The sequence below is a fragment of the Mycobacterium sp. D16Q13 genome, from assembly GCF_002013375.1.
Lineage (GTDB): Bacteria > Actinomycetota > Actinomycetes > Mycobacteriales > Mycobacteriaceae > Mycobacterium.
Window position 1 is genome coordinate 111,389 of record NZ_MAEW01000014.1, and the last position, 19,279, is coordinate 130,667.

Genomic DNA, 19,279 nt, shown 5'->3' on the forward strand with positions numbered 1-19,279 from the left:
CGCAGTAACCTCAGTGACAGGAGTACGGGTATGGGAGTAGCTGCCGGAGCCTTTGTGCTGATCGTCTTGATCATCCTGGGCGTCACCATCGTGCTGAAGTCCGTGGCACTCGTCCCGCAGGCGGAGGCCGCGGTGATCGAGCGCCTGGGGCGGTATTCGAAGACTGTGAGCGGGCAGTTGACCATCCTGGTGCCGTTCGTCGACCGTATCCGGGCCAAGGTCGATCTGCGCGAACGGGTGGTGTCCTTCCCTCCCCAGCCGGTGATCACCGAGGACAACCTGACGGTGAACATCGACACCGTCGTCTACTTCCAGGTCACCAATCCGCAAGCTGCGGTGTACGAGATCAGCAACTACATCGTCGGTGTGGAACAGCTCACCACCACGACGCTGCGCAACGTGGTCGGTGGTATGACGCTGGAGCAGACGCTGACCTCGCGTGATCAGATCAACGGTCAGTTGCGCGGTGTGCTCGACGAGGCCACCGGACGCTGGGGCCTGCGCGTCGCCCGCGTCGAGCTGCGATCCATCGATCCACCGCCCTCCGTGCAGGAGTCGATGGAAAAGCAGATGAAGGCCGACCGTGAGAAGCGCGCCATGATTTTGTCGGCCGAAGGTGCCAGGCAGGCGGCAATCCTGTCGGCAGAGGGGCAGAAGCAGGCCCAGATCCTCGCCGCTGAAGGTTCCCGGCAGTCGGCGATCCTGGCCGCCGAAGGTGAACGCCAGTCCCGCATCCTCCGTGCCGAGGGTGAGCGTGCCGCCCAATATCTACAGGCGCAGGGCCAGGCCAAGGCCATCGAAAAGGTCTTTGCCGCAGTGAAATCGGGTAAGCCGACTCCAGAGTTGTTGGCGTACCAGTATTTACAGACGTTACCGAAGATGGCCCAGGGTGAAGCCAACAAGGTGTGGCTCATTCCCAGTGACTTTGGTTCGGCATTACAGGGGTTCACCAAGCTGCTGGGTGCCCCAGGATCTGACGGCGTGTTCCGCTATGAACCGTCCCCGGACGATGAGTCCACCGAGCGTCCCGAGGATGACTCCGCAGAGGTTGCCGGGTGGTTCGAAACCAAGACCACTCCCGAAGTCGCTGCGGCAGTGGCCGCTGCGCAATCCGCGGCCCAGGAAATCGGTGCCGCGGATCCCGCGATCGACCCAACGAGCCGTCACGGACTACCGGGGGCATGACACCCGCAGTGTCGGCACCGGCGTAGTCGCCTTGACAAGCAGATTCCTCCGGCCCATCATGGGTATCGGTTCAGCACCTTGCTAGGTGAGGCTCCTACGTGAATACAGGCCACTGATCTGACGACGTCGAGAGACGCCCAAGGTTAGGACAGGTCTTCCCGGACTAAGGGATGACCCGAAGTGGCTTCCGCGAGCGGACACGTCACGTAGTGCCGAAGCCCTGACGAGAGGGGTGCGTGCCGGGCGACGTCGTTGTCCGGTATTTCTCTCTTGTGGTCGTTGTTCCGACAGCAGGCGCCCGCGTGCGCCCCGACGGCAAGGAGGTGAGGCACAACCGTGATATCCGGAGACAGTCCGCATAGACAACAGCTGCCGCATACCTTGCTGCTCGTACGAGGGTGAAACCTCGCTTTAGTCAATACTTTTGACGCTTGCGTTCGGGTATGCGGCTTCCCTAAAAAGGAGTCCGATCATGAGCACAACATTCAACGCAGTACGTCGGGTGTGGACACGGCGCCGGCTGACCCCGCAAGAGCGCGCCAATCTGCAGCTGGCCTACTCGCCGCTTGCGGTTGTTTCGGCGTCGCTAGGGGCGCACCCAACGCGGTAGCCCTCAGGGTGCTGCCATCGCAGCCACGCACAGCCGATTCACAGTGCGTGGACATTCGGAATTCATTCGAGCCCAATACGCTTCGGCCGCCCGCTGGGCGGTCGGAGCGTATTGGTTCAAACGCTGAGGAGTCGGCATGGCTACTTCGAATAAGGCGGCGACGCCGCGAGTAATCCAATTCTCGGATCTGTTGAAGGCTCCGGTTGTTGCGCGCTCCGGCGACACGATCGGCCGGCTGGAGGATGTCATCGTTCGGTTCCGCGGGTCGGATGAGTATCCGCTCGTCACCGGGTACGTGGTCGACATGGGTGGGCGCAGGGTATTCGTATCCTCGGATGTGATTTCCGTCGTGGCACCGCATCGAATTGAACTGAGTAAGAACAAGGTTGACCTGCGCGGCTTCGAACGCCGCGACGGCGAGTACCTGCTCGACGAGGACGTGCTCGACCATCGGTTCATCGACGTGGACAATGCCGAGCTGGTGCACGCCTACGATATCGAGCTCGTGGAAACAGCCGAGGGATGGATACTTGCCCGGCTCGATACGCGCCGTCCCGCAAGATTTTTCGGCCTGATCAAGGCCGGTGCGGGCCAGGCCGGTCGGGATTGGAAGGCATTCGAGCCAATGATCGGCCATGGTGGGTCGCTGCTGGCACGCCGCGTCGGGGGGAGGGTGAACACGCTCAAGCCCGCCGAGATCGCCGACCTGCTCGAGGAGGCCACCAAGGAGGAGGGTGGCGAGATCCTCGACCGCGTCCGTGACAACCCGGAGCTCGAGGCCGATGTGTTCGAGGAACTCGATTCGGACAAGGCCAGCAAGCTGTTCCAAGACATGTCCGATGTCGATGTGGCGGCTCTCCTTGGCCGGATGCGCGCCGACGACGCTGCCGATGCGATCTTCGATCTGCGGCAGTCGCGTCGGCGTGCCGTCTTGGACCTGATGCCGGGACCGCAACGTACCAAGGTGATCACGTTGATGGGGTTCAGCCCCGAGTCGGCCGGTGGTCTGATGAATGTCGACATTATCTCCTGCGTGCTCGGTAGCACCGCCGGTGATGCTCTTGATGCGATTTCTGCGGCGAAATCCCTTCAGCCGGAGGCACTCCTGAAGGTGCACGTGATTTCCGATAACGGTGAACTGGTGGGCGTGGTGTCGGTGATCCGGCTTTTGCAGGCCGGTCCTGATGCTGCCGTGCAATCGATCATGGACGACGATCCGGTGCGCGTCGCCCCGGAGGCTGACCTGACCGACGTCGCACTGCTCATGGCCGACTACAACCTTGCCTTGATTCCCGTTGTAGACGAGGGAGACAAGGTGCTCGGCGTCGTGACCTATGACGATGTGCTGGCCGCGCTTATCCCGGAAGACTGGCGTCGTCGTGAGCCCGCCCCGCGTCCGGTACGCCAGGTCGCGTCGAGCCAGGACGGAGCCACGCCATGAGCGAAAACGGAATCGTCGACGCCTCCACGGAAAGCCCGGACAACCGCGTTGGTGCTGCGGCACAAGTAGTTACGGCCCAGCCAAGGAGCGCCGTCCTTGATTCGGCCCATCTGGGTGATATCGAAGGTGCGTTCGGCAAGATCAGTGTGAGCGATCCTGGCCAGGCACGCACCTTCAAAACGCGGATGGCGACGATGGCCGCCATCTTGGGGCCGGGCATCATCGTCATGGTCGGCGACAACGATGCGGGTGGTGTTGCGACGTACGCGCAGGCCGGTCAGAGCTATGGGTACAGCTTGCTGTGGGTGCTCTTGTTGCTCATCCCTGTTCTTATCGTCAACCAGGAGATGGTGGTTCGTCTCGGAGCGGTCACCGGAGTCGGACATGCACGGCTGATCAACGAACGGTTCGGTCGTGGTTGGGGCTGGTTCTCCGTGGGCGACTTGTTCATCCTGAACTTCCTGACTCTTGTCACCGAATTCATCGGTGTCGCACTGGCTTCGGAGTACCTGGGAGTCTCGAAGTACTACACGGTGCCCCTCGCCGCAATCGCGCTGATTCTCATCATGGCCACCGGTAGCTTCCGCCGGTGGGAGCGCGCCATGTTCGTGTTCATTGTGATCACACTGCTGCAGATCCCCATGTTTTTGATGTCAGATCCGCAGTGGGGAAGGGCCGCCCACGGTTTCGTGGTGCCGGGCGTCGACGGCGGAATCAGTTCGGGTGCTGTGCTACTGATCATCGCGATGGTGGGCACCACCGTCGCGCCGTGGCAGTTGTTCTTCCAGCAGTCCAACATCGTGGACAAGCGCATCACGCCGCGGTTCATCGGGTACGAACGCGCCGACACCGTCATCGGATCACTCGTCGTAGTGATCGGCGCCGCCGCCCTGGTCATGACGGCCGATTATGCGGCCCGTGCGACTGGCAACTCGGGCCCGGACAAATGGGGCGACGCTGGCGATGCGGGGATGATCGCCGACTGGCTGGGGCAGGTTCAGCCGTTGTTGGGCAAGATTTTTGCCATCGTCCTGCTGGATGCGTCCATCATCGGAGCGGCCGCAGTCACCCTGGCCACCAGTTACGCGTTCGGTGACACCTTTGGGCTCAAGCACTCTCTGCACCGCAACTTCAAGGACGCCAAACCGTTCTATCTGTCGTACACGGTGATGGTCGGTGTGGGAGCGGCCATCGTGTTGATCCCGAATGCCCCGCTCGGGCTCATGACTACCGCGGTGCAAGCACTGGCCGGCCTGCTCTTGCCCAGCGCAAGTGTGTTCCTGCTGTTGTTGTGCAATGACAAGGCGGTGTTGGGGCCGTGGGTCAACAAGGGGTGGCTCAACGTTGTGGCCGGACTCATCGTCGGTGTGCTGCTGTTCCTTTCCGGCATCTTGATGGCTACGACGCTGTTCCCGGATCTGGACGTCGTACAGGTCGCCGGTGACCTGGCCGTAGGCGTCGCGATACTCGCGGCGCTGGTCGGGATTGGTCTGTGGTGGGCATCGGGGAGACAACGCGCTGATCCGGCGGTCGCCGCGATGAACAAGGCCCTCGAGGGCGTTGACCCGCGGACCTGGCGCATGCCGCCGCTGGCATTGCTCGAACCGGTCTCTTGGAGTCCGGGCACCAAACTGGGGATGCTCGCGCTTAGGGGGTATCTGGTTGTGGGCGCCATTCTGTTGGTGGTGAAGGCAATTCAACTCGCGCACGGGAGTTGAGCGACACTACCTTTGGCAATGCGTAATGAAATCGTTGGGAATACGCGGTCGCGCTGGACTGTCTCGGCGCGACCGCGTCCAATGAAAGCATGAGTATTCGCGCGTTACGACGTTTCTGGGAGCGCCATCAGTTGACCCCGCAGGAGCGCGCCAACATGCAACTGGCCCACTCGCCGCTGGCGGTCATTTCCGCTTCTCTCGGAGCGCACGCTCCTCACTAGGCAGAATCGGCAGACCTATCGACGACGTGGTGTAGTAGTGGTTCACTGAGGCTATGAGCAATGACGCTTTCATATCTCCCCGAGTCCTCGCTTTGCTGGGTTCCTTCCAGGCTGTGGATGCGGTCCTCTGCGTCCAGCCGGTTCCCTATGTGGCTAAATGTCTTGACGACGTGCATTATCCGCAACACAACCGATGGATCTTCGCGCCGATCAAGGCCGCATCCGCGCTGGGACTGATAGGCGGAATCCGGTTCCCCTGGCTGGCGAAGCTCACACTGATCATGCTCACCGTCTACTTCAGTCTCGCGGTCGGCGCGCACGTGCGGGCACGTGACATCGGTCTGAACGCGATGTCGGCCTCGACACTGCTCACCACATACGGCGTCTTGGCCGCCAGGGGATTGGCGGCGAAATCGTCATGACAGAGCGGCTTTTGGCTAATCCGAAAGTGTTGAGCGCCCTAGCGGTCATCCAGGCCGCTGACGCCGCGGTCTGCGTTCGTCCGATGAGGCCCATCAAAGAGTCGTTGGAGAAAGTGGGTTTGCCGCAACGGATCTGGTGGGTCCTGCCGGTCGTCAAGTTGGCGTCGGCAGCGGGGCTCATCGGCGGTATTCGGTGGGCGGCGCTGGGCCGATTGACCACGTTCATGCTCACCATCTACTTCACACTCGCGGTCGGGGCGCATATACGGGTGCGCGACAAGGTGCTCCACGCGCTGCCGGCGGCGAGCCTGTTGGTGTGGTTCGCCGTCCTCGCGGGCAAGGGATTCGAGGAGCGGAAACCTACCGCCTAGCCGCCGACCCGTTCGGGTTCGTCGGAGGTCTCAGGACTGGCGATCTCGGTGTGGGTGCGCTTGTAGCGGCGGATCTCGTAGAGGATGCCCAGAATGCCGACCACTGATGTCGCCAACGAGACCGCGAAGAGTGTGCCGCTGATGTGACCGGTGAGTGCGTCACCGAGCACGACGACAGCCAGAGTGCCGGGGAGCAGACCGACGAAGGTGGCCAGTGTGTAGGGCACCACGCGTACGGCCGAGGCGCCCGCCGCGTAGTTGAGGACCGAGAACGGTACCGCCGGGATGAGCCGCATCGACATCACCGCGATCCATCCGCGACGGCGTAACTGCTCGTCAACGCTCTTCACCGCCGGGCGGTGATGCAGCGCGCTGAGCTTCCACCCCAGCGCGCGCACCCCCCAGAGCGCCAAGACGGCGCTCGCGGTGCTTGCGACGACCGCCAGCAGGACACCGAGCTGCGTTCCGAAGAGCAGCCCGGCAGCGAGGGTGAAGGCGGTGCGCGGGAAGGGCAGCACCGTCACGATGGTGTGCGCGGCCAGGAAGGCGAGCGGGAACCATGGGCCGAGCTCACCAGCCCAATCCCTCATCTGGAGGGCGGTCGGCAGCGGAAGAAACAGCAGGGCCGCGCCCACGATGAGAACGGCCACACCGGTCCACAGCAGCTGACGTCGCGGGATCCGTCGCGCCATCGCGACGCCCGCGCCCCAGACCTGCCGGAATCCCATGATCGTCAAGCCTACGGAGCCCGGATGAACGAAGGGGACAGGACACGGGTGCAGCGGCGGCCACGCCCCCGTACTGGGCAGTAGTCGATGGCGTCATTTAGCCTGATGACTAAGTGTGATAGGCATTTCGGCATGGAGTGCCATATATGTCGCTCGACGACGAGCAGCAGGGAGCAGTTTGGTGACTGTTGAGGTGCCCGAGATTCGACGTGACTTCGCGCGGTGGCAGAAGAACGTCGCCGGAGTCTTGGCCAAGTCGACCCGTAAGGCGGTCGAGGATCTGCCCGCCGACCCCGAGCGACTGCTCGATTCGCCGACATATGACGGGATAGCGATCCGCCCGCTGTACACAGCACTCGACGAGCTTCCCGAGTCGTCGCTACCCGGACAGTGGCCCTTTGTGCGCGGTGGTGACCCGCGGCGCGATGTGAACAGCGGGTGGAAGGTCGCTGAGCGTTTCGATGGCGCGATCGGCACCGATGCTGCCCTCGTGAACGAGGCCATTCTCGATGCGCTCGAGCAGGGGACCAGCGCCATCGTGCTGGCAGGTCTGACACCAGAGGCGGTGGGACGCGCACTGCAGGGGGTGTATCTCGACCTAGCTCCCCTCCAGGTGGAAGCCGGCGCCGAGTTGACCGGGGTGGCACAGGCGATTTTCGCCGTCCTGGATAGTTACGAGGGAAACACCGCCGGGGTTGTCGTCGATCTCGGTGCTGATCCGCTCGGTGATGCGTTCGCGGGCCGGTCGGGCGTATCGACCGATGAGACGGTGGTGTTGGCCGAGCGTGGGAGCGCACGGGCCGAGCAGATCCACGCGATCACCGTCGACGGCACGATTGCGCACGAGCTGGGTTCCAGCGACAGCCAGGAACTCGCGGTCGCGGTAGCCGCCGGGGTCGCCTACCTGCGGCTGCTGCAGAATGCGGGTCTGGGTATCGCGGAAGCGCTGCGGCAGATCAGTTTCCGCTTCGCCGCCACCGACGATCAGTTCCTGTCGATCGCCAAGTTCCGCGCCGCCAGGGTGCTCTGGGCCCGCGTGGCCGAGGTCGCGGGCGCGCCAGAAAGTGGCGGCGCCCTCATGCATGCGGTGACTTCCGAACCGATGATGGCCCAGCGCGATCCGTGGGTGAACATGCTGCGCACTACGCTGGCCGCCTTCGGTGCCGGAGTGGGTGGTGCGGACAGCGTGCGGGTACGCAGGTTCGATGACGCGATTGCCGGCGGACTGGATGCGGTATCGCCGGCGTTCTCCGCGCGGATCGCCCGGAACACGCAGCTGCTGCTCATCGAGGAGTCTCATGTCGGTCGGGTGCTCGACCCGGGCGGCGGCTCCTGGTACATCGAGGATCTCACGGAAACCCTTGCCCAGCAGGCGTGGTCGCTGTTCACCGAGATCGAGGGCGCAGGAGGATTCGAGGCGTCCGCCGATCTGATTCGGGAGCGTATCGCCGCGACGCGCGCACAGCGTGCCGAGGACATCGCGCATCGGCGTACCTCGGTGACGGGAGTCAACGAGTTCCCTAACCTGGCAGAGGTACCGCTGCCGCCACAGCCTGCAGAGGGTTACCGGTACGCGGCCGATTTCGAGGCCCTGCGGGACCGCTCGGATGCCGCACTGGCCGCATCGGGTGCGCGTCCGGCCGCATTACTGATTCCGCTCGGTCCGCTGGCCGAGCACAACGTGCGCACCACATTCGCCTCGAACCTGCTGGCCTCTGGCGGCATCGAGGCCGTCAACCCCGGCGTGCTCGATGCCGGAACGGTCGCCGCTGCGGTCGCGGATTCGGGAGCGCGTGTCGTCGTCATGTGTGGAACGGATGCCCGGTACGCGGCCGAGGTCGGTGCCGTTGTCGATGCGGTGAGGGCGGCGGGGGTCACCGACGTCTATCTCGCGGGGCCCGAGAAGTCAGTAGGGGAGGTCGCGGAGACGTCGCGCCCTGATGGCTACCTGACCATGAAAATCAATGCTGTCGAAGCTCTTTCGGCCATCTTGACCAAGTTGGGGGCGTGACATGACTGACCTCACGGATCGTTCGGTATCTGCCGGCACCCTGGGCAGTTTCGCCGACGTGCCGCTACACGGTGAGCGCGTGTCGATCGCCCCAGATGCCGCGGCCGTAGAGGCCGCCGTGGCAGAGGCTGCGGGCGCGCACGGATACACCCGCGAGCAGCTCGACTGGGAGACACCCGAGGCGATCACCGTCAAGCCGGTCTACACCGCTGCGGACCGAGAAGCCGTGCGGGCCGAGGGATATCCGCTGGATACGTTCCCGGGCCAGGTGCCATTCCTGCGCGGGCCCTACCCGACGATGTACGTCAATCAGCCGTGGACCATCCGCCAGTACGCGGGCTTCTCCACGGCCGCCGAATCCAACGCCTTCTATCGTCGTAACCTCGCCGCGGGTCAGAAGGGCCTGTCAGTGGCCTTCGACCTGGCGACCCACCGCGGATACGACTCGGATCATCCGCGGGTGCAGGGCGACGTCGGAATGGCTGGTGTGGCCATCGATTCCATTCTCGATATGCGTCAGCTCTTCGACGGCATCGATCTGGGCTCGGTGTCGGTGTCGATGACGATGAACGGCGCGGTGCTCCCGATTCTGGCGCTTTATGTGGTGGCCGCCGAAGAACAGGGTGTGTCGCCACAACAGTTGGCCGGGACCATCCAGAACGACATCCTCAAAGAGTTCATGGTCCGCAACACCTACATCTACCCGCCGAAGCCGTCGATGCGGATCATCTCGGACATCTTCTCCTACACCAGTGCCAAGATGCCCAAGTTCAACTCGATTTCAATCTCGGGCTATCACATCCAAGAGGCCGGTGCCACAGCCGATCTCGAGCTGGCATACACCCTCGCCGATGGTGTCGAGTACATCAAGGCAGGGCTGGAGGGCGGCCTGGATATCGACGTCTTCGCTCCGCGCCTGTCATTCTTCTGGGCCATCGGCATGAACTTCTTCATGGAGGTTGCCAAGCTGAGGGCCGGGCGTCTGCTGTGGAGCGAGCTGGTCGCGCAGTTCGATCCGAAGAGCGCCAAATCGCAGTCCCTGCGTACGCATTCGCAGACTTCCGGCTGGTCGCTGACCGCGCAAGATGTATTCAACAACGTGGCGCGCACCTGTATCGAGGCGATGGCCGCAACCCAGGGACACACCCAGTCGTTGCACACCAACGCCCTGGACGAGGCGCTGGCGTTGCCCACCGACTTCTCGGCGCGTATCGCGCGCAACACTCAGCTGCTGATCCAGCAGGAGTCGGGTACCTGTCGGCCGATAGACCCGTGGGGTGGCTCGTACTACGTCGAATGGCTGACGCATCAGCTCGCATCCCGTGCCCGCGAGCACATTCGGGAGGTCACCGAGGCCGGCGGAATGGCGCAGGCCATCGATCAGGGCATTCCGAAGCTTCGCATCGAAGAGGCCGCCGCACGTACCCAGGCACGTATCGACTCGGGCCGTCAGCCGGTGATCGGCGTCAACAAGTACCAGGTGACCGAGGACCAGGAGATCGAGGTCCTCAAGGTCGAGAACTCGCGGGTGCGCACCGAACAGCTCGCCAAGTTGCAGCAGTTGCGCGCCGAGCGCGATAACGACGCAGTGCAACGTGCACTCGAAGAACTGACTAGGGCGGCAGCCGATTCCAGCCGTGCCGGGGAAGACGGGTTGGGTAACAACCTGATGGCGCTGGCCATCAATGCCGCTCGCCACAAGGCAACCGTCGGGGAGATCTCCGACGCGCTGGAGAAGGTCTATGGTCGTCATCAGGCCGAAATCCGTACCATCAGCGGGGTATACCGCGACGAGGTGGGAAGGGACGGCGCCGTTAGCAGCGTGACGCAAGCGACAGAGCTGGTGCAGAAGTTCGCCGACGCCGATGGCCGCCGGCCGCGTGTGCTGGTCGCCAAGATGGGCCAGGACGGCCACGACCGCGGGCAGAAGGTGATCGCAACGGCCTTCGCCGATATCGGTTTCGACGTCGACGTGGGTCCGCTGTTCCAGACACCGGAAGAGGTCGCACGCCAGGCGGCCGACAATGACGTGCATGTTGTCGGGGTGTCCTCGCTGGCCGCGGGTCACCTGACGTTGGTGCCCGCGTTGCGACAGGCGTTGGCGGATGTCGGGCGTCCCGACATCATGATCGTCGTCGGCGGTGTCATCCCGCCCGGAGATTTCGACGAACTGTACGAGGCGGGAGCGGCGGCCATCTTCCCTCCGGGAACAGTCATCTCCGAGGCCGCGATTGGCTTGTTGCACAAGCTGGCTGAGCGGCTCGGTTACGACCTCGTCTGATGCCGGAAAAACAGTCACCTGATGATCTGGCGGCTCTGATCCGATCAGGGGATCGTTCGGCGCTCGCCAGAGCGATCACGCTGGTCGAGTCGACGCGCGGGGATCACCGTGCACGGGCCCAGCAGCTGCTGTTGGACCTGTCTCCCGACGGCGGGAACGCCCTGCGTGTGGGTATTACCGGTGTGCCCGGGGTGGGAAAGTCCACCACCATCGAGGCCCTCGGTATGTACCTCATTGAGCAGGGGCATCGGGTGGCCGTGCTGGCGGTCGATCCGTCGTCGACGCGTACCGGCGGATCGATTCTGGGCGATAAGACCCGGATGGGCCGGCTGTCGGTACATCCCGATGCCTACATCCGGCCGTCGCCGACCTCGGGCACGCTTGGCGGGGTCGCCCGGGCGACCCGGGAGACGGTGGTGCTGCTGGAATCGGCCGGGTTCGACGTCATCCTGATCGAGACCGTCGGCGTGGGGCAGTCCGAGGTCACCGTCGCGAACATGGTCGACACCTTTGTCTTCCTGACGCTGGCGCGCACCGGAGATCAGCTGCAGGGCATCAAGAAGGGTGTGCTTGAGCTCGCCGACATCGTGGTGGTGAACAAGGCCGATGGTGCGCATGCCATCGAGGCGCAGAAGGCGGCGCGGGAGTTGTCGGGTGCGCTGCGCCTGATCTACCCGCACGACACCCTATGGCGCCCACCGGTTCTCACCATGAGTGCGCTGGAGAATAGCGGGGTCTCCGAGATGTGGGACACGGTGCTGAAGCATCGCGCGGTGCTGACCGAGGCGGGGGAGTTTGAGGCCAAACGCCGCCGCCAGCAAGTGGACTGGATGTGGGCAATGGTGCGTGACGCGGTACTGGATCGGGTGCTCAACGCACCGGATGTGAAGTCCGCGCGCGCGGATATCGAGCAGCAGGTGCGTGAGGGCACCCTGACGCCTGCGCTGGCGGCCGAGCGGCTACTCAACCTGAGCTCGTAGGCGCCTCGCATGGGTGGCGATGCTGGTGAATCCGACAGACCTTCAACTCCGTTGGTCTTTCTCGATACGGAGACCACAGGGCTGCACCGTGAGCGCCAGCCGTGGGAAGTGGCGATCATCCGACGCACCGAGGCCGGTCAGCGTCAGCTGCACTTGTGCGTGGACGTCCAGGACTTGGACCTGGAATCGGCGGATCCCGCGGGCCTTGAGATTAGCGGTTTCCACAAGCGGCACCCGCAAGTGCGCTTGAGGCCGCTGCAGTTCCCTCGCGTTCTTCGCGCGGCGGAAGCTGTTTCGCTCGTTGAGGAATGGACGGCGGGAGCCACCATCGTCGGGGTCATACCTCAATTCGACGCCGAGTGCCTGACGCGGATGTTCCTTGCCCACGGAGTCAGCCCAGCGTGGAATCCGGCTCTGGTCGACGTGGTCGCCGTCACGGCGGCACGGATCCGTGAACGCGGGTTGATACCGGATGCCGATTACTCGAACCTTTCGCTGCAATTCGGGGTGAAGACCCCCAGTGCCGGGCAGCGGCACACGGCCCTGGGAGATGCTCGCTGGGCCATGCGCTGGTACGACCGACTATCTGAATGAGGATGTCGACGACAGGTAGATCAGCTTGCGGCGGATGCCGGCGATCTCGCGCGCGACGGAGCGCAGCGTCGCACGTTCCTGCGGGGCAAGGGCAGACAGCGAGACGGTGTCGGACATGTGCTCTCCGTCCTGCCACGCGGTGGCCCGAGACCGCCACCGAAATCGAAGAAGCCACGCGAAGCAATCCCGCAGTGTCGTGGCGTCGTCGGCGTCCAGGATGTTGGCTGCCGTGGCGGCGTCGAGGCGCTCGGGTGTCGAGAGTGCATCGGCTCCGGCGGACAGTGCTGCCCAGCGCGCGATCTTGACCACTGGATCGATCGCCGCGATCTTGAGATCGACGGTGTCTGATTGTGTCGCGAATATCCTCAACCGCGAAGGGAATCCGGCGCGCACGGCCACCGCATCCTGAAGCATGGCAAGCCGGATGGGGTAGTGGCGCTGTGCGCAGCGGGCATTCTTGGTGCGAAGAGCGTTGTCAGACAACAACGATCCCGCGCCTACCCCGTGCGAGTCGGCCATCAGACCCGCCATCACAACGCCGCGATCTTCGGGCGGGTTGGCGCACCAGCGTTCGATTCCTTCGAACCAGTTGGAGGTACGGCGGCAGAATCGGCCGCGGCTCGCCAGCACGCCATTGGAATCGCTCCCGATGCCGCCGCGTTCGAGCATCGCGTGCACCTGCGCGGCCAGCTCCATCAGGTGAGTCTTACCGTCGGCATCGACCGCGTCGTCGATGGCGAGCAGCGTCTCGATATCGGAACCGGGTGCGGCCTCGCCTCGGGCCACGCTTCCCGAAACAAACCAGGTCCAGCCCGGATCCACCCCACCGGTGACGAGTCGTGCGGCCGTGCGGATGCTGTGCCGCAACGCTTCGGACCAGGCAGCGGCGAGGACCGCCTCCGGTGTGCGCACCCGCACCTCGAGGGCTATCACCATCCGCGCCGCACCCACTGCGGTGCAGAACTCGGCCTCGTCGCCGGCGGTGTCGATCTGCGCTATCGCCTGGGCGATCCCGTGCGCGGGCGGCACATCGGCAGACATGAGGATGATTGTGGCCTACGTCGAGGCAATGGCGTGGGATATGAAATCCCGGACCGGGCGCGAAAGTGGCTGCCCGGAGCTCCAGATGATGCCGACGTCCCGGTGCGCGTCGGCGTCGACGAGGCGCAACATCCTGAGGTCGGGCGGGTAGGTGGTGGCGTCCACGGGGAGCACCGCGATGCCCAGGCCCGCGGCTACCAAGCCCGCCACCGTCGTCAGATCGCTCGATTCGAGCACGATGCGTGGCTGGAATTGCGCGGCGGCGCACAACTCTTCGAGGAGTCGGCGCATGCCGAATCCCGGATGCATCCCGATGAAGGGTTCATCGGCAAGGTCGGCCATCGACACGTCTTCGGCCTGTGTGAGCCGATGGTTTGTGGGTACGGCGACACCGAGACGCTGCCGGAAGAGGTTGCGCCACCCGAGATTTGCGCGGCGAGGGCGCGGAGAGACGATTGCGACGTCAAGATCGCCGTTGGCGACGAGGTCGTCGAGGCTGCCGGCGGCGCCCTGCTCGAGCACGAACCGTACGTGCGGCGACGCCGCGGCGAAGCCTGCGATCAGGCGGGCGACGAGTGTGGGGCCGAAGGTGTGCAGGAATCCGAGGCGGATCTCACCTTCGGCGGGATTGGCGAGGTCGTTGATGGTGCGACGAGCAGAGTCCAGTTCCATCTGAGCGCGCCGGGCGTGCTGGTAGAAGATCCGTCCGGACGGGTTCAGTGTGAGCCGCTTACCGTGCCGGTCGAACAGTTGCACGCCAAGGCGACGCTCCAATCTGGCCAGCATCCGGGTGAGCGTGGGCTGGGCGAGTTGGAGCTGCTCGGCGGCCGCGGTGACGTTCTGCCGCTCAGCGAGTGTGATGTACCACTCGTAATCACCATCCGCCATGCTTCCACCTCGCTATATGTCAGAAATAAATTATAGATCGCTGAATCACTCATTTCCGCGATATGCCGGGTCGGGGGGAGCATCTAGATCCATGACGATGGCTCCGCGCACCCAGAGCAGTCCGGCTATCTGCGCCGCAGATCCGGTGCCCCATGAAACGGGCACTGCCGGATATCGGCGTCTGACCGGCGCGCTGTTCGCCGCCGGGCTCGCGACCTTCGCCGCTCTCTATGGCACGCAGGCGGTGCTTCCGGCGCTCTCCGCGGATTTCGGGGTGAGCCCCGCCGCCGCCGCGCTGACTGTCTCCGTGACCACGGGAATGCTTGCGTTGTCGATCATTCCGGCGAGCGCACTCTCGGAACGGTACGGGCGCACCCGGGTCATGCTGGTCTCGGCGATGGCGACGACGATCATCGGGCTGCTGCTACCGGCCAGCCCCACCTTCGCGGTGTTGTTGATCGGCCGCGCGGCGGAAGGTGTCGCGCTGGCTGGAATTCCGGCAGTGGCAATGGCATTTCTGGCTGAAGAGGTGCACCCGGGCTCCCTGGGTTCGGCGATGGGCAGATACATCGCGGGCACCACGGTCGGTGGACTCGCCGGACGGCTGGTGGCGTCCTCGGTGCTCGATGTAAGCAATTGGCGGATAGCGCTACTGGGCAGTGGTGCGATGACGTTGGTGTGCACGGTGCTTTTCGCGATGCTGCTTCCGCGGTCGCAGTTCTTCGTGCCCAAGCGGGTCAGGGTCGGCACCACGATGAGGATTCTCGGCACGCACCTGCGTAACCCGGTTCTGCTCATCATGTTCGGGCTTGCTTTCCTGCTCATGGGCGGGTTCGTCACCGTGTACAACTATCTGGGCTACCGCCTGGTGGCGCCTCCGTTCGGGCTTCCGACGGCTATCGCCGGACTGCTGTTCCTGCTGTATCTCGCGGGGACGGTGTCCTCGGCAGTGGCCGGACGGCTGGCGGACCGCCGCGGTCGGGGGCTGGTTCTCATCGGGGCGGTCGCCGTCACGGCCATCGGACTCGCGCTGACCATCCCGGATTCACTCGGCGCGGTGATCATCGGCGTGGGTGTGTTCACCGCGGGCTTCTTTGCCGCCCATACCGTCGCGAGCGGGTGGGTGGGCGCCGTCGTGCAGCGCGACCGCGCCGAGGCGTCCGCGCTGTACCTGTTCACTTACTACCTCGGCAGTTCGGTGGCCGGGGCCGCAGGCGGTCTGGCTTACCAAGCAGGTGGCTGGGGATTGACGGTGCTCTTTGTGGGCGCGTTGTTGACGATTGCCCTGGTACTGGCCGCAGTGATGGTGCTCCGAAACCGGTTTGGCCATATCAACGCACCCGAATAGAATTGGCGTCATAGACACCGATCCGGCCATCACCGGGGAGTCTCCGGAAGAAAAGCTCCGTGCCCAGCGTGGATAACCCAGTAGAACCGGACGGGCAGGCCCGTTACAGCCGTTGCGAGAGGCCCCGACAGCGTGGGGCAAGCGGGGTGGTACCGCGGAGGTACGCCGACGGCGTCCCATCGTCCCCGTGCCAGCGAGCACAGGGAGACCGCGATGAGCCCCTCGGGCGAAGAGCATCAGGGCGAGCGACCGGACGCGTACCCGCGCACCGATCTCGGCGCCGATCAGCGCACCGGATCGCCGAATCTCCCTGCGCTCGAGGAGCAGGTGCTGCGCTATTGGGACTCGGACAACACCTTCCGTGCCAGCATCGCCAACCGTGCGGGGTCTCCGGAATACGTCTTCTACGACGGTCCTCCGTTCGCCAACGGGCTGCCGCACTACGGGCACTTGCTCACCGGGTACGTCAAGGACATCGTGCCGCGCTATCAGACCATGCGCGGGTACCAGGTGGACCGCCGATTTGGCTGGGACACACACGGTTTGCCCGCCGAGCTGGAGGTTGAGCGTCAGCTTGGTATCACCGACAAATCGCAGATCGACGACATGGGCATCGCCGAGTTCAACGATGCCTGCCGCGAGTCGGTGCTGCGCTACACCAAGGAATGGCGCGACTACGTCACCCGGCAGGCGCGCTGGGTGGACTTTGACAACGACTACAAGACGCTCGACCCGACCTTTATGGAGTCGGTCATCTGGGCGTTCAAGCAGTTGTGGGACAAGGGATTGGCGTACGAGGGATACCGCGTACTGCCGTACTGCTGGCGCGACGAGACACCGCTGTCCAATCACGAACTGCGCATGGACGACGACGTGTATCAGAGCCGTCAGGATCCCGCGGTCACCGTGGGATACCGGATCGCCGGCAATGCGGACAGCCGGTGGGCGGTGCTCGACGGTGCCCGCCTGCTGATCTGGACCACAACCCCCTGGACGCTACCGTCGAACCTGGCGGTCGCGGTCAACCCCGAGGTGACTTATGCGGTGGTTGCGGCCGAAGGCCGCGACGGCACCGCCGACCGTTACCTGCTCGCGCAGGCGCGGGTCGGGTCCTACGCCCGTGAGCTTGGTGAAGAGCCCACAGTGCTGGACACCTACACCGGCGCCGAGTTGTTGGGCATGCGGTACCTGCCGCCGTTCCCGTACTTCCAGCAGGACGCGTCGCCGAACGCCTTCACGGTGCTCTCGGGTGACTACGTCACTACCGAGGACGGCACCGGCATCGTGCACATGGCCCCGGCCTACGGTGAAGAAGACAAGAACGTCACCGACAAGGCAGGGATCACCCCCGTCACCCCTGTCGATTCGAAGGGCCGATTCGACGCCACCGTGCCTGATTACGTGGGTCAGCAGGTGTTCGATGCCAACGCGCAGATCATCAAGGACCTCAAGAACGGCACCGGTTCCGCTGCCGCCAACGGCGCCGTGCTGTTGCGGCACGAAACCTACGACCACTCGTACCCGCACTGCTGGCGCTGCCGAAACCCGTTGATCTACCGTGCGGTGTCGTCCTGGTTCATCAAGGTGACCGAGTTCCGGGACCGGATGGTGGAGCTCAACGAGCAGATCACCTGGTACCCCGAGCACGTCAAGCACGGTCAGTTCGGCAAGTGGCTGGAAGGTGCACGCGATTGGTCGGTGTCTCGAAACCGATACTGGGGCACTCCGATCCCGGTGTGGAAGTCCGACGATCCGGCATATCCGCGCATCGACGTGTACGGAAGTCTGGACGAGCTGGAACGCGACTTCGGGGTTCGTCCGACGAACCTGCACCGGCCGTATATCGATGAGCTGACCCGGCCCAATCCGGACGACCCGACCGGCAAGTCCACCATGCGGCGCATCTCGGACATCTTCGATGTCTGGTTCGACTCGGGCTCCATGCCATACGCGCAGGTGCACTATCCGTTCGAGAACGCTGAGTGGTTCGAAAACCATTTCCCGGCCGATTTCATCGTCGAGTACATCGGTCAGACTCGCGGCTGGTTCTACGTCATGCACGTGCTGGCGACCGCGATCTTCGACCGGCCCGCGTTCAGAACCTGTGTGTCGCACGGCATCGTGCTGGGCAACGACGGCCAGAAGATGAGCAAGTCGTTGCGTAACTACCCGGATGTCAACGAGGTATTCGATCGTGACGGCTCCGATGCGATGCGGTGGTTCCTCATGGCGTCGCCGATCCTGCGCGGCGGCAACCTGATCGTCACCGAGCAGGGCATTCGCGAGGGCGTCCGGCAGGTGATCCTGCCGCTGTGGAACGCATGGAGCTTCCTGCAGCTGTATGCGTCCAGACCTGGCACGTGGCGCACCGATTCGACGCAGGTGCTCGACAAGTACATCCTGGCCAAACTGGCGCAGCTTCGCGATGACCTCACCGCGTCGATGGATATCTGCGACGTTTCGGGAGCGTGTGAACAGCTGCGTCAATTCACCGATGCACTGACCAATTGGTATGTGCGCCGGTCACGTTCGCGGTTCTGGGACGAGGACGCGGATGCTATCGACACCTTGCACACCGTGCTGGAGACGACGTGCCGCCTGGCCGCACCGCTGTTGCCGATGACCACCGAGGTGATTTGGAAGGGACTGACGGGGGAGCGGTCCGTGCACCTCACGGATTGGGTGCCCGAATCGGCGCTGCCTGCGGATCCCGATCTGGTGGCCGCCATGGATGAGGTGCGCAAGGTCGCATCGACGGGCTCGTCGTTGCGTAAGGCCAAGAAGCTGCGGGTGCGCCTGCCGCTGCTCAAACTGACGGTCGCGGTGCCCGACCCGAAGCGGTTGGAGCCCTACGCGGCCCTTATCGCCGATGAGCTGAACGTGAAATCTGTGGAACTGACTGATGATATCGCTGGCTACGGCAAGTTCGAATTGACCGTCAACGCACGTGCCGCGGGCCCGAGGCTGGGCAAGGAGGTGCAAACGGTCATCCGTGCGGTCAAGGCCGGCGACTGGGCTCAGCAGGCAGATGGCACCGTTGTCGCTGCCGGGATCACCCTGCGGGAGGGCGAGTTCGATTCGAAACTGGTGGCCGCGGAGCCGGATTCCACGGCGGCGCTTCCCGAGGGCGGGGGACTGGTCATCCTGGATGACACCGTCACCGAGGAGCTGGAGGCCGAGGGATGGGCGCGCGATCTCATCCGAGAGCTTCAGGATCTTCGCAAGTCGACAGGTCTGGAGGTGTCCGACCGTATCGAGGTCATCCTCGATGTACCCGAGGACCGTCGTCCCTGGGCGGAACGTCACCGCGACCTCATCGCCGGCGAAATCCTGGCCACGACACTGGAAATCGGCGAAGCCGGCCAGAACGCCCAGACGCCCGCCACCGATATCGGCGACGGGGTCCGGGTGTCCTTGAAAAAGGCGGTGGGTTAGCGCCG

At 64.2% G+C, this 19,279-nt stretch carries 15 protein-coding genes and 1 riboswitch; of the genes, 12 read left to right on the plus strand and 3 right to left on the minus strand.

What is annotated here, in order from left to right:
• The first annotated feature begins 30 nt into the window (after window positions 1-30).
• The 6 genes from B4400_RS15870 to B4400_RS15890 all read left to right on the plus strand — a co-directional run bounded on the left by B4400_RS15870 (window position 31) and on the right by B4400_RS15890 (window position 5,968).
• Window positions 31-1,185: an SPFH domain-containing protein gene (locus B4400_RS15870; RefSeq protein WP_078312004.1), complete on the plus strand. Its 1,155-nt coding sequence runs from the start codon at window positions 31-33 to the stop codon at window positions 1,183-1,185.
• 70 nt (window positions 1,186-1,255) lie between these two features.
• Window positions 1,256-1,424, plus strand: a riboswitch (M-box (ykoK) riboswitch).
• 233 nt (window positions 1,425-1,657) lie between these two features.
• Window positions 1,658-1,795, plus strand: coding sequence for a hypothetical protein (locus B4400_RS24695; protein ID WP_170915024.1), 138 nt, complete (start codon window positions 1,658-1,660; stop codon window positions 1,793-1,795).
• A 136-nt stretch (window positions 1,796-1,931) separates the two neighbouring features.
• On the plus strand, window positions 1,932-3,236 hold the full coding sequence (locus tag B4400_RS15875) for a magnesium transporter MgtE N-terminal domain-containing protein (protein ID WP_078312005.1): 1,305 nt from the start codon (window positions 1,932-1,934) through the stop codon (window positions 3,234-3,236).
• Complete coding sequence (locus B4400_RS15880; RefSeq protein ID WP_078312006.1) at window positions 3,233-4,954, plus strand: Nramp family divalent metal transporter; 1,722 nt, start codon at window positions 3,233-3,235, stop codon at window positions 4,952-4,954. Before B4400_RS15875 ends, B4400_RS15880 begins: the two co-directional genes overlap by 4 nt.
• Before the next feature lie 274 nt (window positions 4,955-5,228).
• On the plus strand, window positions 5,229-5,597 hold the full coding sequence (locus B4400_RS15885) for a DoxX family protein (protein ID WP_078312007.1): 369 nt from the start codon (window positions 5,229-5,231) through the stop codon (window positions 5,595-5,597).
• Window positions 5,594-5,968 carry a DoxX family protein gene (locus B4400_RS15890; protein ID WP_078312008.1) on the plus strand — a complete coding sequence of 125 codons (375 nt, stop codon included), beginning with the start codon at window positions 5,594-5,596 and terminating at the stop codon, window positions 5,966-5,968. Before B4400_RS15885 ends, B4400_RS15890 begins: the two co-directional genes overlap by 4 nt.
• Here the strand turns inward: B4400_RS15890 and B4400_RS15895 are convergent.
• The gene (locus B4400_RS15895) at window positions 5,965-6,696 is read right to left on the minus strand and encodes a TVP38/TMEM64 family protein (protein ID WP_078312009.1); all 732 of its coding nucleotides are present in this window, start codon (window positions 6,694-6,696) and stop codon (window positions 5,965-5,967) included. The genes B4400_RS15890 and B4400_RS15895 overlap by 4 nt on opposite strands.
• Window positions 6,697-6,877: 181 nt before the next feature.
• On the opposite strand from B4400_RS15895, the gene mutA reads away from it, so the two are divergent.
• Genes mutA through B4400_RS15915 form a run of 4 tightly spaced genes read left to right on the plus strand, consistent with a single transcriptional unit; the run spans window position 6,878 to window position 12,562 of the window.
• On the plus strand, window positions 6,878-8,707 hold the full coding sequence (mutA, locus tag B4400_RS15900) for a methylmalonyl-CoA mutase small subunit (protein WP_078312010.1): 1,830 nt from the start codon (window positions 6,878-6,880) through the stop codon (window positions 8,705-8,707).
• A gap of 1 nt (window position 8,708) precedes the next feature.
• Window positions 8,709-10,988, plus strand: a complete 2,280-nt coding sequence (gene scpA, locus B4400_RS15905) for a methylmalonyl-CoA mutase (protein ID WP_078312011.1) — start codon at window positions 8,709-8,711, stop codon at window positions 10,986-10,988.
• Window positions 10,988-11,968 (plus strand): methylmalonyl Co-A mutase-associated GTPase MeaB, encoded by a 981-nt coding sequence (gene meaB / locus B4400_RS15910; RefSeq protein WP_078312012.1) that lies wholly within the window; start codon window positions 10,988-10,990, stop codon window positions 11,966-11,968. Before scpA ends, meaB begins: the two co-directional genes overlap by 1 nt.
• Before the next feature lie 9 nt (window positions 11,969-11,977).
• A complete protein-coding gene (locus B4400_RS15915) occupies window positions 11,978-12,562 on the plus strand; it encodes a 3'-5' exonuclease family protein (protein WP_078312013.1) in 585 nt (194 codons plus the stop codon).
• On the opposite strand, the gene B4400_RS15920 is transcribed toward B4400_RS15915, so the two are convergent.
• Entirely contained in the window at window positions 12,551-13,603 is a 1,053-nt protein-coding gene (locus B4400_RS15920; protein ID WP_078312014.1) for a putative nucleotidyltransferase substrate binding domain-containing protein, read from the minus strand. The two genes, B4400_RS15915 and B4400_RS15920, sit on opposite strands and share 12 nt — an antisense overlap.
• Window positions 13,604-13,618: 15 nt before the next feature.
• On the minus strand, window positions 13,619-14,491 hold the full coding sequence (locus B4400_RS15925) for a LysR family transcriptional regulator (RefSeq protein ID WP_078312015.1): 873 nt from the start codon (window positions 14,489-14,491) through the stop codon (window positions 13,619-13,621).
• Window positions 14,492-14,582: 91 nt separating this feature from the next.
• On the opposite strand from B4400_RS15925, the gene B4400_RS15930 reads away from it, so the two are divergent.
• Together B4400_RS15930 and ileS are read left to right on the plus strand one after the other, a co-directional pair.
• Window positions 14,583-15,839, plus strand: coding sequence for an MFS transporter (locus B4400_RS15930; protein WP_078312016.1), 1,257 nt, complete (start codon window positions 14,583-14,585; stop codon window positions 15,837-15,839).
• Between the two features lie 213 nt (window positions 15,840-16,052).
• Window positions 16,053-19,274 carry an isoleucine--tRNA ligase gene (gene ileS, locus B4400_RS15935; RefSeq protein ID WP_078312017.1) on the plus strand — a complete coding sequence of 1,074 codons (3,222 nt, stop codon included), beginning with the start codon at window positions 16,053-16,055 and terminating at the stop codon, window positions 19,272-19,274.
• Window positions 19,275-19,279: the final 5 nt, after the last annotated feature.